This is a genomic window from Blastococcus sp. Marseille-P5729, assembly GCF_900292035.1.
GTDB lineage: Bacteria > Actinomycetota > Actinomycetes > Mycobacteriales > Antricoccaceae > Cumulibacter.
This window is the reverse complement of the sequence record NZ_OMPO01000001.1, coordinates 1,731,075-1,746,191: the sequence shown is the minus strand read 5'-3', so window position 1 is coordinate 1,746,191 and position 15,117 is coordinate 1,731,075. Positions and strand designations below refer to the sequence as shown.

The window sequence follows — 15,117 nt, the reverse complement described above, 5'->3', positions numbered from 1 at the left end:
TCTCCGGGAGCATCCGATGACCGCCACGACGCCGGCCCCGGCGCACACCACCTTCCATCCGCTAACCGTTGCCGTCATTGACCGGCTCACGGACGACAGTGTCGCCGTCACGTTCGACGTGCCGGAGGATCTTGTTGAGGAGTTCGTCTTCCGGCCCGGCCAGCACCTGACGCTGCGCCGCCGGCAGGACGACGCCGACCTCCGGCGCTCCTACTCGATCTGCGCATCCCCGGCCTCCCGCCGGCTGCGGGTGGCGATCAAGGCCGTTGAGGACGGCGTCTTCTCCACCTACGCGATCAACGCCCTCGTCGTGGGGGACATAATCGACGTCCTGCCGCCCGCGGGGAACTTCACCACCCGCGTCGACCCGGCGCAGGCCAAGCATTACGTCATGCTTGCGGCGGGGTCGGGGATCACGCCGATCCTGTCCCTGGTGACGACGATTCTGCAGACCGAGCCGAGGTCTCAGGTCACGCTGGTCTACGGCAACCAGCGCACTTCGACGATCATGTTCCTCGAGGAGCTCGCCGACCTGAAGGATCTCTACCCGGACCGGTTCCAGCTGATCAACGTGCTGAGCCGTGAAGCGCAGGTGGTCGAGATGTTCAACGGCCGGATCGACGCCGAGAAGCTCGGTGCACTCACCGATCAGCTGATCCCGCTTGGCGAGATCGACGAGTGGTTCATCTGCGGACCCTTCGAGATGGTCATCGGCTCGCGCGACTTCCTTGCCAGCAAGGGAATCGACCCGAAGAAGGTGCACTTCGAGCTGTTCCACGTCGAGGACAAGCCGCGCGAGCGCAAGAAGCGCAGCGAGGCCTCCACGATCAACCCTGAGGACCTCTCGAACGTCACGATGATCCTGGGCGGGCGCCAGGCGTCCTTCGACCTGGAGAAGGACACCATCTCCATCCTGGACGCCGCGCTCGAGGTGCGGGGTGACGTGCCGTTCGCGTGCACCGGCGGGGGTTGTGGCACCTGCCGCTGCAAGATCACCGAGGGCGAGGGCGAGATGGAGGTCAACTGGGCGCTCGAGCCCGACGAGGCCGCCAACGGCATCCGGCTCGCATGCCAGTCACGACCGCTCACCGAGAAGGTCACCGTCGACTTCGACATCTAGGACGTGTTGCGAAAGTCGTTCACGGACGAACGCCGCCCTCCTGGTTGGTCCTTTCCGCGGTCATCGATGAGGGGTACACGACGCAGGACACAACGGTCGTCGACCGATCCACGTACAACGGCGGTCGCACGGCCCGCGGGTCAACGGTCGTCGAGCGAGCCACGGTACAACGGTCGTCGCACGGCCCGCGCTTCAACGGTCGTCGAGCGAGCCGGAGCGCTAGCGGAGGCGACGCCGAGACGCCGTGCGGTTCTGCGTAACAACCGTCGTCGAGCGAGCCACGCTACAACGGCGGTCGCACGATCCGCGGGTCAACGGTCGTCGAGCGAGCCGGGGCGCTAGCGGAGGCGACGCCGAGACGCCGTGCGGTTCCGCGGTACAACGGTCGTCGAGCGAGCCGGAGCGCTAGCGGAGGCGACGCCGAGACGCCGTGCGGTGAACCAATAACCGGAAGGACACCGCCCCGGCTCCGATTACGCTGGGCCGATGGATCTCACTCCCGTTCAGGCGAACCCCATCCTCGACGGCATCCAGGCCTCGGACGTCGACACCACGCGCCTGCGCGTGCGAGTGCTGACCCGCTCAGGTCAGACCACCGGCCGGCCGCTCCTTCTCGTGCACGGCAACATCTCGTCGTCGCTGTTCTACCAGCGGCTGATGCTCGCCCTCCCCGACGACGTGCTGCCGATCGCCCCCGATCTGCGCGGGTACGGCGAGACCGAGCCCAAGCCGATCGACGCCACCCGTGGGTTGCGAGATCACGTCGACGACGTCGTCGCGTTGCTCGATGCCCTCGGGCTCAGCGAGGTCGACGCGATGGGCTGGTCGATGGGTGGGGGCGTGGTCACCCGGCTCGCGATCGAGGCGCCCGGCCGGGTGCGCACCCTGACCCTGCAGGCACCGATCTCGCCGTACGGGTATGGGTGCACCAAGGGCGAGAACGGCGAGCTGGTCTTCGACGACGCCGCCGGAACAGGCGGCGGTGGCGCGAACCCCCGGCTGGTAGAGCTGCTGGCGGCGAAGGACGCCGACGGCAGCGGCACGCCGCAGAGCCCAGAGATGGTCTCGCCGCGGGCCACGCTCCGCTCGCTGTACGTCTTCCCGCAGGCCGCGCCGTCGCCCGACGAGGACATGTGGGTGGCGGCGATGCTCACCACCCACACCGGTCCGGGCTTCTACCCGGGCGATTCGACCACGTCGTCCAACTGGCCGGGGTTCGCGCCGGGCGTCAAAGGCATCCTCAACTCAATGTCGCCGAAGTACTGCCGCTGGGACGACATCGTCGACATCGACCAGAAGCCGCCGGTGCTATGGGTGCGCGGCGATCGCGACCTGATCGTCGGGGACGCCGCGGGGCTGGACCTCGCGGTGCTCGGGCAGGCCGGCCTGATCCCGGGCTACCCCGGCGCGGACGTCCTGCCCGCGCAGCCGATGATCGCCCAGACCCGCGCTGTGCTTGAGAAGTACGCCGCAGCCGGCGGCAGCTACCGAGAGCTCACGCTGCCGCAGGTCGGGCACTCGCCACATCTCGAGCGTCAGGACGACGTCCTGCAGGCTCTCCTGCAGCACATCGCCTGAACAAGTTCCGCAGGACTGTGCCAATGCTCGCGGCCTGTCCCGACGGGCAGTCGCTGCCCGCCGACCTGGATGTCGTCGCCACAGGTGTAGATACCGTGCTGATCACGCAGGAGTAGGTCGCGGGCCCGCTCAGGCGGCGGCGAGGGAGGGCCACGGCTGTGCCTGTTCGACCTCGAAGGCCAGCGACAGCAGCGTGCGCTCATCGCCGGGCGCCGCGGCCAGCTGCATGCCGATCGGCAGACCGGTGGACGTCGTCCCGAGCGGCAACGAGATTGCGGGATCACCGGTGACGTTCTGCAGCGGCGTGAACGCGACGTACTGCTTCAGCCGTTCGAAATGCACCTCGAACGGCTCGACCGGCGAGATGTAGCCGAGCTGCGGAGTGGTGTGCGCCAGCGTCGGCGACAGGACCGCGTCGTACGCCGAGAACTTCTGCGACCAGAGCCCAGACAGCCCACGCAGCCTGCGAATGGCTCCGGGCAACCGGGTGCGGTGCCGGCCGAAGTCGTCGTACAGGCCGCGGGTCAGGTTCTCGACCTTGGCGCGATCGAAGGAGCGGTGCAGCGCTCGGCGTCCCACGCTCATGATCATGAACGACAGCATCGTCCAGTACAACGAGAAGTCCTCGGCGAACTGCTCGTCGACCGGAGCCGGGATCTCCTCGACGCGGTGGCCCATGGACTCCAGCAGTGCGATGGTGCGCTGCAACGCCTGCGCGGTCTCAGCGTCGATCTCTGCCACCGGCGTCTGGGTCAGGTAGCCGATCCGCATGCGGCGGCGCATCGGAGCGCTGACGTCGCCGATCGGCGGCAGCCGCCGTGGCCGGTACACCTTCTCGATCTCGCGGTAGAAGGCCGCGGTGTCGCGTACCGTGCGGCTCACGATGCCCTCGTAGATGATTCGGACCGGAAGCATCGAGCCCAGCATCTCGCTCGGGAGCCGGCCGCGGGTGGGTTTCAAGCCGACCAATCCGCAGGCCGCCGCGGGAATCCGGATGGAGCCGCCGCCGTCGTTGGCGTGCGCGATCGGAACGACCCCGGCCGCGACGTACGCTGCGGAGCCGCCCGAGGACGCGCCCGCCGAGTAAGCGGTGTTCCACGGGTTGGGCACCGGGTCGTCGTCCGCAAACTCGGTCGAGGCGTTGAAGCCGAACTCGGGCAACCTGCTCTTGCCCAGCGGGATCACGCCGGTCTGCAGGAAGCGCTTGGTGAACGCGCCGTGCCGTGGTGCCGGGTCGGCGGTGAAGGCCCGTGAGCCGTGGTTGGTTGGCTGGCCCTGCAGATCGATGTTGTCCTTCACGAGGGTCGGGACGCCGGCGAAGAACCCGTCGCGCGGTAGCCCGGCATTGTGTCGAGCGGTGTCGAACGCCTCATGGGCCAGGCCGTGCAGCACGGGGCCCATGGATTGTGCCCGGACGATGGCGGCGTCGACGGCCTCGACCGCGCTCAGCTCGCGGCGGGCGATGCGTTGCGCCAGGTCCACGGCGTCCGAGTCGCCGAGGGCATCGTCCAGGAATGCGTTCACGTGCTCAGCCATGACGCGATGTTACCCGTCAGTAGCTCGCTGTCCAGAAGGGTGCGACCGTCGGGACCGCGCGGCAGGTCCTAGGCGGCCCGGTGAGCCTGGCGGGGCGCTCAGGCGTCCAGCGGGATGCGGGCGGCGATCCGGGCCAGCGGCTCGACCCGCTCCTCGATGAAGCGCACCTGCTCCTCGGGGCTGCTCGCACGGTCGACCCGGGTGATGATCTGATTGCCGGCCAGCTGCCAGTCGAAGGGGATGTGCTCCATCAGCTCGGCGCGGGTCTGCTCGCTCAGCACCTGCTCGGCGAAGCCGGGATCCTCGGCCTGGACGGTGAACCGCTCGTCGAAGCCCTCGGCATTCGGGTCCGCGACCTCGACCGACAACAGCGGGTAGCTGTCCGCGTCGCGGTCGGGGTGCAGTCCGACGAGCCCGATCGTCGCGACCGCGCCCTCGCCGCGGACGTGCTGGAAGGCACACCAGTGGATCTCGCCGCGCTCGCCGACGATCGCGTGCCGGGCCTGGCCGTCGGCGGGCTCACCGGCGTCCCGCAGGTCATCCAGCACCGGCGGAAGCTCGGCGGCGTACCCCATGCCGTCCGGCACATCGAAGCGCACGCCCTCCTCGAGGGAGTCCTCGAAGGACTCCCAGCTCTCCCGCTCGGCGGCTTCGGCGGACCGGTCGCGCAGCTCGGACAGCAGGATGCCGGCCGCGACCGCGAGCATCAGGATGCCCAGCAGGATCAGGAGTATCTTCGCGCCGGTCGACTCGCGGGTGAAGCCGAGACTGAGCAGGAATGCACCGAGGAACGCGGCGATGAACATGGCCCAGTCGCGGCTGGACATCGACCGGCGTGACGGCTGCGGCGTGCTCATGTGCTCCTCGTGCTTCTGCTGGTGGCTACGGCAATTGGTCTACCAGAGTCCGGCCGCCCGGGGTGGGCGCCACGGTGAACAGTGGCCAGCACCATGAGCCACCCGCGGCTACCGACTGCTGGCTTCACCGTACGTCGCGTATACGTGCGCGGGGATCCAGGCGACCAGCTGCGCCAGGGCCCGCCCATGGGTCTGGAGCAGCTGGAGTGTGTGGTCCGGCTTGCCCGTGAAATGACCGGTGCTCACGGCGTACCGCCCGGCGATGGTCACATCGTGCGGCTCGTGCTCCAGCAGCCCCTGCACCGCGCGAGGGTTGAGGACGTCGACCGCGTACTTGCGCGCCTGAGCCGAGCCGTCGTAGGTCGAGATGAGGTAGCGCTCGTTGAACTCGGCGTACTCGATCTGTACCCGGTTGCCGCGCAGGCCGGCGCCGCGCAGCTCCAGCGGGACCTTGACGCCGAGATAGGGGAGCGTGCCGGGCAGTTCGGCAGCGATCACCTGATAGATCTCGCGCGGAGTGCTCGGCACCTTGCGGACGAGCGTGAAGCAGGCGACCGGCACCCCGGCGTGGCCCGTATGCAGAACGTCGACGACGTGCAGCTCGGCGGGTCCGAGGTCGAAGGGGAAGGCCGGGAAGCGCGCCAGCCGCGCGGCCAGGCCGGCGTCCTGCGGCCGATAGTCCACTCCCGGGGGCGCCATGAACCGGCTCCACGCGCGCCGCTCGGACCTGGTCACGAAGGGTGCTGCGATCATCGCGACGAGCAGGCACACCACGAGGAACACCGTCATCCACATGAACGTGCGGGTGATCCAGGTCGGCAGATCGAGCAGCGCCGAGATGCCCCAGAGCAGCGGGCTGAAGAACACGATCAGGACGCCGGCCTCGACCAGCCAGCCGAATCGCATCCGCTGGTGCACCCGTGGCAGCTCCATCGACCCAGTCTACGAGCCCGCTAGCCGTGGCCCACGGCGATGACTCCTGGTGCGCTGGGGCCGAGTCGCGCACCAGGAAGCGCCGCACGTAGCCGACTGAGCGGGCGGCTCAGCCGAGCAGGCCAGGGAAGGGGGAGTCCTCGCCCTTGCGCCAGTGCTTGACGCGCACCGCCTTGCCCACCTCGGTGCGCGGCAGCCCGCCGGGCGGCGACAGCACCACCTGGCACGAGATGCCCAGCCGGTCCTTGAGGGCGTGCTGCAGCTGGCCCAGCATCGGATCGATCTGCGATGCGGGCACATCCGGCATCGGCTCGGTGACCGCGGTGAGCGTCGGCATGTTTCCGCGCTCGTCGATCACCAGGGTGTAGGCCGTCGAGACGCGGTCATCGGTCAGCAGTACCGCCTCGATCTCGCTCGGGAAGACGTTGACGCCGCGGATGACGAGCATGTCGTCGGAGCGCCCGACGATGCGCGACATGGTGATGAAGGTGCGGCCACCCGGGTCGTCGATGCGCTGCAGGGACGCCAGATCGCCGGTGCGGTAGCGAATCACCGGTACGGCTTCCTTCGTGAGCGTCGTGAACACCAGCTCGCCGACCTCGCCCTCGGGGACCGCCTCCCCCGTGTAGGGGTCGATGCACTCGGGGTAGAAGAAGTCCTCGTTGATGAACATGTGCCCCGGCGAGTCCAGCGACTCGAACGCGACGCCGGGCCCCTGCAGCTCGCACATGCCGTAGATGTCCATCGCCCGGATCCCGAGCCCGGCCTGGAGCGAAGCCCGCATGCCCTCGCTCCACGGCTCGGCGCCGAAGATGCCGACCCGCAGCGAGTTGGCGGACGCAGCGATGCCCTCGTGAGCCATCGCGTCGGCCAGCGTCGCGGCGTACGACGGGGTCGAGAGCAGGATCTCCGGATACAGATCGCGGATCAGGGTGACCTGCCGCTGGGTCATGCCCCCCGAGATCGGCACGGTGCAGGCGCCCAGATGCTCGATGCCTTGGTGCATCCCGAGCCCGCCGGTGAACAAGCCGTAGCCGTAGGCGTTGTGGACCAGCGTGCCCTGCTTCGCGCCGGCGGCGTCCAGGACGCGGGCGTTCGTGCGACCCATCACCTCCATGTCGCGCTCGGTGTAGGCGACGATCGTCGGGCGGCCCGAGGTGCCGGAGGTCGCGTGGATCCGGCGCAGGTCGCCGCGCTCGACGCAGAGCGCACCGAGGGGGTAGTACTCGCGGAGCTCCTTCTTGCTCACCGTCGGGAGCTCGTGGAGGTTGTCGAGGGTGACCTCGCGTGCATCGATGCCGTGCAGCTGTTGCCGGTGCTGGGGCGATGCGTTCTGCACGCGGGCGAGGAGCTCTTGGAGCCGGCGTTGCTGCTGCTCTCGTCGCTGCTCGACGGGCATGGTCTGGGCGTCGCGATCGAACATCTGCGTGGTGGCCTCGGCCATCATGCTGCTTCCTCCTCTGGGGTGGGTTCGGTCCTAGTCACGGCTACGGAGTCCGTCGAGCACGAGGGCGACCACGTGATCCTCGACCTGTTGCGGGCTGAGCCGGCCACCTGGCCGGTACCACTCGACGAGTGAGTTGACCGTTCCGAAGACCAGCCGGGTCATCAAGGGCGGGTCGATGCCGGCGCGGAGCTCGCCGGCGTCCGCCGCCGCCTGGAGCAGGCCGGAGACGCGTTCGTCGAAGGCGCGGCGAGACTCGATGGCGCGTCGTTCGGTCTCGCTGTTGCCGCGTACTCGCAGGAACAGGGTGATGGTCTCGACGTCCTTCAGCAGCGCCGCGGTGGTGCGGCGTACGACGGTCTCGATCGCATCGATCGGCCGGGCGTGCATCTGCAGCGCCTGCTCGGCCGGCAGCAGGGCGTCGTCGAGCGCGGCGACCGCGTGGTCCAGGGCTTGCCCGAGCAGGGCCTCCTTGCCCGAGACGTGGTGATAGATCGAGGACTTGGTGATTCCGGCGGCGCTGGCGATGGCATCCATCGACGTCCCGTCGTACCCGCGCTCATTGAAGGTGCGGACCGCCACCTGCAGCAGGGAGTGGGCATCGTGCTGTCGGCGGCGTGTGCTGGAGGTGGTCACGGCATCCCTTCGATCCGACCAACCGTTCGGTTGGTCAGAGAAGTCTGCCGTAGTACGCCCGGAAAATCCAGACTGTTCGCTTGGAGATTCCGTCGATAGGCTCGCCTGCAATCCGGGCGGCTTGCTGCCCGCCGCCGTACCGATCCCGGTCCGGCATCGATCACCGACCAGAAAGTGAGCCACCATGAGCCATTCGCTGTTTGCCATCTACCAGATGCCCGAGGACGCCGCAGCCTTCGACAAGGCGTACGAGGGTCATCTAGCCATCGCCGGCAAGATGCCCGGGCTCAAGGAGGTGCGGGTCAACCGGCGCGTTCAGCAGCTGACCGGAGAGCCGCAGCTTTACCTGGTCACCGAGCTGGTCTTCGACTCCTTGGAGGACCTGCAGGCCGCGCTCGGGTCGGACGCCGGCAAGGAGAGTGGCAAGGACCTCGCCAGCTGGGGCGGCGACAAGCTGATCACCATGTTCATCAGCGAGCGAGCGTAGCCCCGCACCGATCGGCAATCCCAGCCCCGTTCGCGGCGTACCTCACGGCAGATAGTCCGCCGTTGCGGACCGATGCGGAGGTACGCCGCGTGTCGTCGGCGGGCAGGGCGGGGCGGGCGTCGCGGATCGCGGCCAGGTCGGCGGCCTCGCGTACGGCGTCACGATCCGCGAAGGGCACCGATCCGGCGAGCCTGGAACGGTTGCGAGGCAAGCGGCCAGGGGTGCGGCTGAAGATCGTCATGTCTCCACGATCCGCCTGCCCGACCGTTAGGACAAGCGAATGGTTTTTGCGGATCAATAAGTGTCGGTAAGGTGTTGGCATGCTCGACATCAACCGCCTGCGGGTGTTCCGCTCCGTCATGGCCAGCGGCACGATCAATGCCGCCGCGACCAACCTCGGGTACACGCCGTCCAATGTGAGCCAGCAGATTGCCGTCCTCCAGCGCGAGACCGGGCTGCTGCTGTTCGAGAAGGAGGGCCGTGGCATCGCACCCACCGAGGCGGCCCGCGAGCTGCTGGCCCGAAGCGACGACCTGATCGCGCACCTCGCCCGCCTCGAGAACGAGATCGACGACCTGCGCGCCGGGCGAACGGCCAGCCTGACCGTCGGGTATTTCGCCTCCGCGGGGACGAGCTGGATGCCGACGCTCGCCCGGAGGCTCACCGACGAGCTGCCGAACCTGACCCTGCAGTTCGTGCTTACCGAGAACGCCGACCACGGGGTGGTGCCCGACGTGAATCTCACCATCGAACGCGCCCATGAGCCCGAGCCCGTCGGCTACCGGCGCACGCCGCTGCTCGACGACCCCTACGTGATCGCCGTGGCCGAGAGCCACCCGATCGCCGGTCGGGAAGCGGTGGCGCTCAACGAGCTCGCCGACACGCCGTTCATCCAGTTCGACGCCCCGCACAACCCATGCCAGCAGATCTCGACGTCGGCCTGCGAGTCCGCGGGCTTCCAGCCGCGGTGGGCCGTGTACGCCGAGGATCACATGACCGCGCTGTCCTTCGCCGCGGCGGGGGTCGGCATCTGCCTGCTGCCGATGCTGGCGACCAAGCTGCTACCCGAGGGCGTGCGCATCGTCCAGCTGTCGGCGCCCACGCCGGTGCGCCGGCTGTCGGTGCTCGTGCGAGAGAGCGCGGTGCCCAACCCCGCCGCCGAGCGGGTCGTCGCCATCCTGAAGGAGATCATCTCCGAGAGCGACTGACGGCCACGGCCCTCAGCCTGCGCGCTCTCCCTGGCCGGTGTCGTCCTCGAGCAGCCCGCCGTCCGAGTCGAGCGCGAAGACCCCGTTCGCCACGGCAGTCGACTGCTCGCGCCCCTCGGCCGGAGGCCGTCGCCCCTCGCGCGCCCGGAACACCAGCACGAGCAGCCACGCCAGAACGCCCGTCACGGCCATCGCGCCCAGCACGAGGCCGAGCACGACGACGAGAGTGAGCAGCACTTCGGGAGGCATTGCGAACCATTGTCCCAGCCGGCGGACTTTGGGGGATGCTGGTGGTCCCCTAGGTTGTCATGGCGCGAGCAGATGACAACCTGGTCGTCAGAACATGCCGGCGGGGCGTCTCGATGGCGGCTGCTGGTTCGACGTCGCGCCATTGCCGTTGCGCATCTGGAGGTCCGCATCCATGCCAGTCACTCACGAGGTCTTCAATCAGGCCGAGCCGCTCATCGGGTACGACGCCGCGGCCCGCGACACACCCTTGCAGGAGTCGGTGCGAAGGCTGGCTGACGAACCGACCGCCGCCGGGCTGTCGCGGATCGGCCGGCTGCTCGGCGAGCCGGACATCCAGCAGTGGGGAATCGACGCGAACGCCTATCCGCCGGTGCTGAAGACCCACGACCGCTACGGCCACCGGGTCAACGAGGTCGACTTCCACCCGGCGTACCACGAGCTGATGACGGTCGCCGTACGTGAGGGTCTGACCGGCACGCCATGGGCGGACGACGATCCGCACGCGCACCTCCGGCGGGCCGCCGGATTCTATCTCTGGAGCCAGAACGAGGCTGGGCACGGCTGCCCGATCTCGATGACCTACGCGGTCGTTCCCGCGCTGCGGCACAACGAGGAGCTGGCCCGCGAGTACGAGCCCGGCCTGACCTCGACCGTCTATGAGCCGGGACTGCGCGAGCCCGCGACCAAGCAGGGACTGCTCGCCGGCATGGGGATGACCGAGAAGCAAGGGGGGTCCGACGTCCGCGCCAACAGCACTCGCGCCGTCCCCGCGGACGACGGCACCTGGCGGATCACCGGTCACAAGTGGTTCACCAGTGCGCCGATGTGCGACCTGTTCCTGATCCTCGCCCAGGTGGAGGGCGCTGGGGTCTCGTGCTTCCTCGTGCCGCGGATCCTGCCGGACGGCGAGCGGAATGTGTTCAACCTGCAGCGGCTGAAGGACAAGCTCGGGAACAGGAGCAACGCCTCCAGCGAGGTCGAGTTCGACGGCACCGTGGGCTGGTTGGTCGGAGACGCGGGGCGGGGCGTGCAGACCATCATCGAGATGGTGTCGATGACCCGGTTGGACTGCGTGATCGGCTCGACCGCAGGGCAGCGCGCCGCGCTCGTCCAGGCGATCAACCACGCGCGAGGCCGTGCCGCATTCGGGGCACGGCTGGTCGATCAGCCGCTCATGCAGAGCGTGCTTGCCGATCTCGCCCTGGAGGTCGAGGCGGCCACCGCGCTGATGACCCGGCTGGCCTCGGCCTTCGACTCCGGAGAGTCCGAGTTCGCGCGGCTCGCTGTTGCCGCCAGCAAGTTCTGGGTGTGCAAGCGCTCGCCGTACGTCGTGGGCGAGGCGCTGGAATGCCTCGGCGGCAACGGGTACGTCGAGGAGTCCGGCATGCCGCGGCTGTTCCGCGAGTCCCCGCTCAACTCGATCTGGGAGGGCTCGGGCAACGTCATCTCGCTCGACGTCCTGCGGGCGATGGGCCGCGAGCCGGAGTCGGTATCGGCGGTGACGAAGGAGCTCGCGCTTGCGGCCGGTGCCGACAAGCGTCTCGATGAGCATCTGGATCGGCTGCAGCTCTCGCTGCAGGAGGCCACCCCGCAGACCGCCCGGCGGGTCGCTCAGGACCTCGCGCTGGGCCTGCAGGCATCGCTCCTGGTGCAGCATGCCCCGTCGTACGTCGCCGACGCCTTCTGCGCAACCCGGCTGGACGGCGACTGGGGGCAGGTGTTCGGCACGCTTCCCGCCAGCGTGGACGCCGCGGCCATCATCGACCGCGCCTTCCCCGAGTAACCGACTGCTCCATCTCAGCCGACCGCGTTCATCTCACGGCGTCTCGGCGTCGCTCCTTCGTCGCTCGCTCGACGACCGTTATCCCCGCGGTCGTCGAGCGAGGGAGCGCTAGCGACCGACGACCGTTATCCCCGCGGTCGTCGAGCGAGGGAGCGCTAGCTAGCGACCGACGACCGTTAGCTCCGCGGTCGTCGAGCGAGGGAGCGCTAGCTAGCGACCGACGACCGTTAGCTCCACGGTCGTCGAGCGAGGGAGCGCTAGCGACCGACGCCGAGACGTGGTGGGCCGGCAGTGTCGGTTACGCGTGCGGGTGGCGCTTGGCGCGCGCGAGGTCGCTGGGGTCGTCGGAGTCCGGAAGGCCTGCGGCGCGGCGCCGCCTGATGTCCTGGATGCGGCGCACCAGCCACCAGATCAGCAGGACCGCGACGACCGCGATCACGACGTACTGGAAGTAGCCGGCGTACACCTCGACCTTGTCCCAGTTCGAGCCGAGGAAGTAGCCCGCGAGCACGAAGATGGTGTTCCAGATCGCCGACCCGGCGGTGGTCAGCAGCACGAACACGCCGAAGCTCATCTTCTGGATGCCGGCCGGGATCGAGATCAGGCTGCGGAAGATCGGGATCATTCGGCCGAAGAAGACGGCCTTCTTGCCGTGCCTATCGAACCAGGCCTCGGTCTTGTCGACGTCCGCGAGGCTGACCAGCGGCATCTTGTCGACGATCGCGCGCAGCCGGTCGCGGCCCAGCAGGACGCCGAGCCAGTAGAGAATCGCGGCACCGACGACCGATCCGGCGGTCGTCCACAGCAGGGCCCCGACCAGGCTCATCTTGCCCTGGCTCGCGGTGAACCCGGCCAGCGGGAGGATCACCTCGCTCGGCAGCGGCGGGAACAGGTTTTCCAGCGCGATCGCCAGGCCGGCGCCGAGGCCACCGAGCTTCTCCATGAGGTCAACCGCCCAGCCGGCGATGCCGCCGAGCTCAGAGCTGGACTGGGCGAGGACCGTGACAGACATGGCGTCCACGCTAGCAACGAAACCCGCCGCGCCCGCCGCGGTGAGGCGAGACTAACGCCGCCCAGAACCACCCGTCGACGCCGGATTCGACCCGGCCGCGGGCATCACGGACGCAGGACGATCAATGGCTGTCCGTGACCGCCTCCGGTCGCAGATCCAGCCGGCGCAGCAGCTGCGCATTCAGCGCGACCACGACGGTGGACGCCGACATCAACAGGGCGCCCACCGACATCGGCATCACGACCCCGACAGGAGCGAGCACGCCAGCCGCGAGCGGTACCGCCACGAGGTTGTAACCGGCCGCCCAGGCCAGATTCTGCAAGCTCTTGCGTCGCACCGCTGCTGACAGATCGGCGACGGAGACGACCGACCGCGGGTCGTCGGAAGCGAGCACGATGCCGGCCGAGGCGATCGCGACATCCGTCCCGGCGCCGATCGCGATGCCGACGTCGGCCTGCGCCAGTGCTGGCGCGTCGTTGACGCCGTCGCCGACCATCGCGACCCGGCGCCCCTCGGACTGCAGCCCGGCCACCGTCGAAGCCTTGTCCTCAGGGCGGACCTCGGCGTAGTACCGGTCGATTCCGAGATCGGCGGCGACGGAGGCGGCGACCGCCTCGGCGTCGCCGGTGATCATGATGACCTCGACACCACGGTCGTGCAGTGCACGGACCGCTTCGCGGGACTCCGGTCGGATCTCGTCGGCGAGCTCCAGTGCGCCGGCGACCGTACCGTCGATCACCACGTGCAGGATGGTCGCGCCGTCCGCGCGCCAGGTGTCGGCGATCTCCAGCTCCTGCCCGCGGGCCTGCTCGAGAAGTCGCGGACCGCCGACCTGGACCCGCTTCCCGCCGACCTCGGCCGACACCCCGATCGCTGGGGACGACGTGAAGTCGGTCGCGGCCGACAGCCGCAGTCCACGCTCGCCGGCGGCCCGGACGATCGCTCGGGCCAGCGGGTGCTCGGAGTCGGACTCGGCGGCTGCTGCGTAGGCGAGCAGCGCGTCGGCGTCCAGCCCGCTGCCGCTACCCGGCTCGACCGCGGTGACCGTGGGCTCGCCCTTCGTCAGCGTTCCGGTCTTGTCGAACAGCACACTGTCGACCGTCCGCATCGTCTCCATCTCGACGCGGTCCTTGATCAGCACGCCACCGCGCGCGGCGCGCTCGGTGGCTATCGAGATGACCAGGGGAATCGCCAGGCCCAGCGCGTGCGGGCAGGCGATCACGAGCACGGTGATGGTGCGGACGACGGACTCGTCGGGCAGGCCGAGCACGCCCCACACGATCGCCGTCAGCACGCCAGCCCCGAGAGCGAACCAGAACAGCCACCCAGCGGCCGAGTCGGCGAGCCGTTGGGCGCGCGAGCCCGAGGCCTGCGCGTCGGCCACCAGCTTCTGGATCCCGGCGAGTGCCGTGTCATCCCCGGTCGCGGTGACCTCCACCCGTAGGCCGGAGTCCGTGGCGACCGTGCCGGCGACGACCTGGTCGCCCTCCTCGCGGCGTACGGTGCGGGACTCACCGGTGATCATCGACTCGTCCATCGACGCCGAGCCGCTGACGATCCGCCCGTCCGCCGGCACGCTGCCCCCGGGGCGGACGACGACCACGTCTGCTACCTGTAGGTCGGCCGGCGCGATCTTGGCGACCTGGCCGTCGGGACCGACGCGCTCGGCCTCGTCCGGCAGCAGGGCCGCGAGCGAGTCGAGAGCCGAGGTGGTCTGCGCCAGCGATCGCATTTCGATCCAGTGGCCGAGCAGCATGATCACGACCAGGAGCGCCAGTTCCCACCAGAAGTCGAGGTGGTGCGCCAGCAGCCCGAGAGTGGCGCCCCACGAGGCGACGAACGCGACCGTGATCGCCAGCGCGACAAGGAGCATCATCCCGGGTTTGCGCGCGCGGATCTCGTCGACCGCGCCGCTGAGGAAGGGACGCCCGTACCAGAGGTAGAGGATCGTGCCGAGCACTGGCGACACCCAGGCCACCCCGGTCACTTCCGGCAGCTGATAGCCGAGCAGATCGGCGAACATCGGCGACAGCGCGACGGTCGGTACGGCGAGGATCAGCGCCTGCCAGAACAGCCGTCGGAACATGCCGGCGTGATCGCCGTGGCCACCATGACCGGCGTGCCCTTCGGATCCTTCGTGTCCGGAGTGGCCGCCGTGGCCACCATGGCCGCCACGTTCTTCGTTCCCGGCGTGCCCTTCGTGTCCGGAGTGGCCCTCGCGTCCAGCGTGGTCGTCGCTGCCAGATGCGGCGTGACTGGCGTGGTCCTGCGCGC

The 15,117-nt window shown here is 69.2% G+C and carries 14 protein-coding genes; 5 read left to right on the top strand and 9 right to left on the bottom strand.

The genetic code is table 11. The annotated features are described in order from the left end of the window. Positions 1-16: 16 nt before the first annotated feature. Together paaE and DAA40_RS08405 are read left to right on the top strand one after the other, a co-directional pair. Positions 17-1,120 carry a 1,2-phenylacetyl-CoA epoxidase subunit PaaE gene (paaE, locus tag DAA40_RS08410; protein WP_106849144.1) on the top strand — a complete coding sequence of 368 codons (1,104 nt, stop codon included), beginning with the start codon at positions 17-19 and terminating at the stop codon, positions 1,118-1,120. A gap of 486 nt (positions 1,121-1,606) precedes the next feature. Continuing rightward, on the top strand, positions 1,607-2,698 hold the full coding sequence (locus tag DAA40_RS08405; RefSeq protein ID WP_106849143.1) for an alpha/beta hydrolase: 1,092 nt from the start codon (positions 1,607-1,609) through the stop codon (positions 2,696-2,698). Positions 2,699-2,827: 129 nt separating this feature from the next. Here DAA40_RS08405 and DAA40_RS08400 read toward each other — a convergent pair whose 3' ends face one another. The 5 genes from DAA40_RS08400 to DAA40_RS08380 all read right to left on the bottom strand — a co-directional run bounded on the left by DAA40_RS08400 (position 2,828) and on the right by DAA40_RS08380 (position 8,104). Beyond that, positions 2,828-4,234, bottom strand: coding sequence for an amidase (locus tag DAA40_RS08400; protein WP_106849142.1), 1,407 nt, complete (start codon positions 4,232-4,234; stop codon positions 2,828-2,830). A gap of 98 nt (positions 4,235-4,332) precedes the next feature. Then, positions 4,333-5,091 carry a hypothetical protein gene (locus DAA40_RS08395; RefSeq protein WP_106849141.1) on the bottom strand — a complete coding sequence of 253 codons (759 nt, stop codon included), beginning with the start codon at positions 5,089-5,091 and terminating at the stop codon, positions 4,333-4,335. Positions 5,092-5,199: 108 nt separating this feature from the next. Then, the gene (locus DAA40_RS08390; RefSeq protein ID WP_158716326.1) at positions 5,200-6,024 is read right to left on the bottom strand and encodes a hypothetical protein; all 825 of its coding nucleotides are present in this window, start codon (positions 6,022-6,024) and stop codon (positions 5,200-5,202) included. Positions 6,025-6,133: 109 nt separating this feature from the next. Continuing rightward, a complete protein-coding gene (locus DAA40_RS08385) occupies positions 6,134-7,471 on the bottom strand; it encodes a phenylacetate--CoA ligase family protein (RefSeq protein WP_199849593.1) in 1,338 nt (445 codons plus the stop codon). Positions 7,472-7,501: 30 nt separating this feature from the next. Then, entirely contained in the window at positions 7,502-8,104 is a 603-nt protein-coding gene (locus DAA40_RS08380; protein WP_234356280.1) for a TetR/AcrR family transcriptional regulator, read from the bottom strand. A 184-nt stretch (positions 8,105-8,288) separates the two neighbouring features. On the opposite strand from DAA40_RS08380, the gene DAA40_RS08375 reads away from it, so the two are divergent. Then, positions 8,289-8,591: an EthD family reductase gene (locus tag DAA40_RS08375; RefSeq protein ID WP_106849138.1), complete on the top strand. Its 303-nt coding sequence runs from the start codon at positions 8,289-8,291 to the stop codon at positions 8,589-8,591. Here the strand turns inward: DAA40_RS08375 and DAA40_RS08370 are convergent. Then, entirely contained in the window at positions 8,575-8,832 is a 258-nt protein-coding gene (locus DAA40_RS08370) for a hypothetical protein (protein ID WP_106849137.1), read from the bottom strand. The two genes, DAA40_RS08375 and DAA40_RS08370, sit on opposite strands and share 17 nt — an antisense overlap. Before the next feature lie 79 nt (positions 8,833-8,911). Between DAA40_RS08370 and DAA40_RS08365 the strand changes: the two genes are divergently transcribed. Next, positions 8,912-9,799 carry a LysR family transcriptional regulator gene (locus DAA40_RS08365; RefSeq protein ID WP_106849136.1) on the top strand — a complete coding sequence of 296 codons (888 nt, stop codon included), beginning with the start codon at positions 8,912-8,914 and terminating at the stop codon, positions 9,797-9,799. Positions 9,800-9,811: 12 nt separating this feature from the next. Here DAA40_RS08365 and DAA40_RS08360 read toward each other — a convergent pair whose 3' ends face one another. Continuing rightward, on the bottom strand, positions 9,812-10,048 hold the full coding sequence (locus DAA40_RS08360; RefSeq protein ID WP_106849135.1) for a hypothetical protein: 237 nt from the start codon (positions 10,046-10,048) through the stop codon (positions 9,812-9,814). A gap of 172 nt (positions 10,049-10,220) precedes the next feature. On the opposite strand from DAA40_RS08360, the gene DAA40_RS08355 reads away from it, so the two are divergent. Beyond that, positions 10,221-11,831, top strand: a complete 1,611-nt coding sequence (locus DAA40_RS08355) for an acyl-CoA dehydrogenase family protein (RefSeq protein WP_106849134.1) — start codon at positions 10,221-10,223, stop codon at positions 11,829-11,831. A 298-nt stretch (positions 11,832-12,129) separates the two neighbouring features. On the opposite strand, the gene DAA40_RS08350 is transcribed toward DAA40_RS08355, so the two are convergent. Together DAA40_RS08350 and DAA40_RS08345 are read right to left on the bottom strand one after the other, a co-directional pair. After that, positions 12,130-12,843 (bottom strand): DedA family protein, encoded by a 714-nt coding sequence (locus DAA40_RS08350; protein ID WP_199849592.1) that lies wholly within the window; start codon positions 12,841-12,843, stop codon positions 12,130-12,132. Positions 12,844-12,964: 121 nt separating this feature from the next. Next, positions 12,965-14,929 (bottom strand): heavy metal translocating P-type ATPase, encoded by a 1,965-nt coding sequence (locus DAA40_RS08345; protein ID WP_199849591.1) that lies wholly within the window; start codon positions 14,927-14,929, stop codon positions 12,965-12,967. Positions 14,930-15,117: the final 188 nt, after the last annotated feature.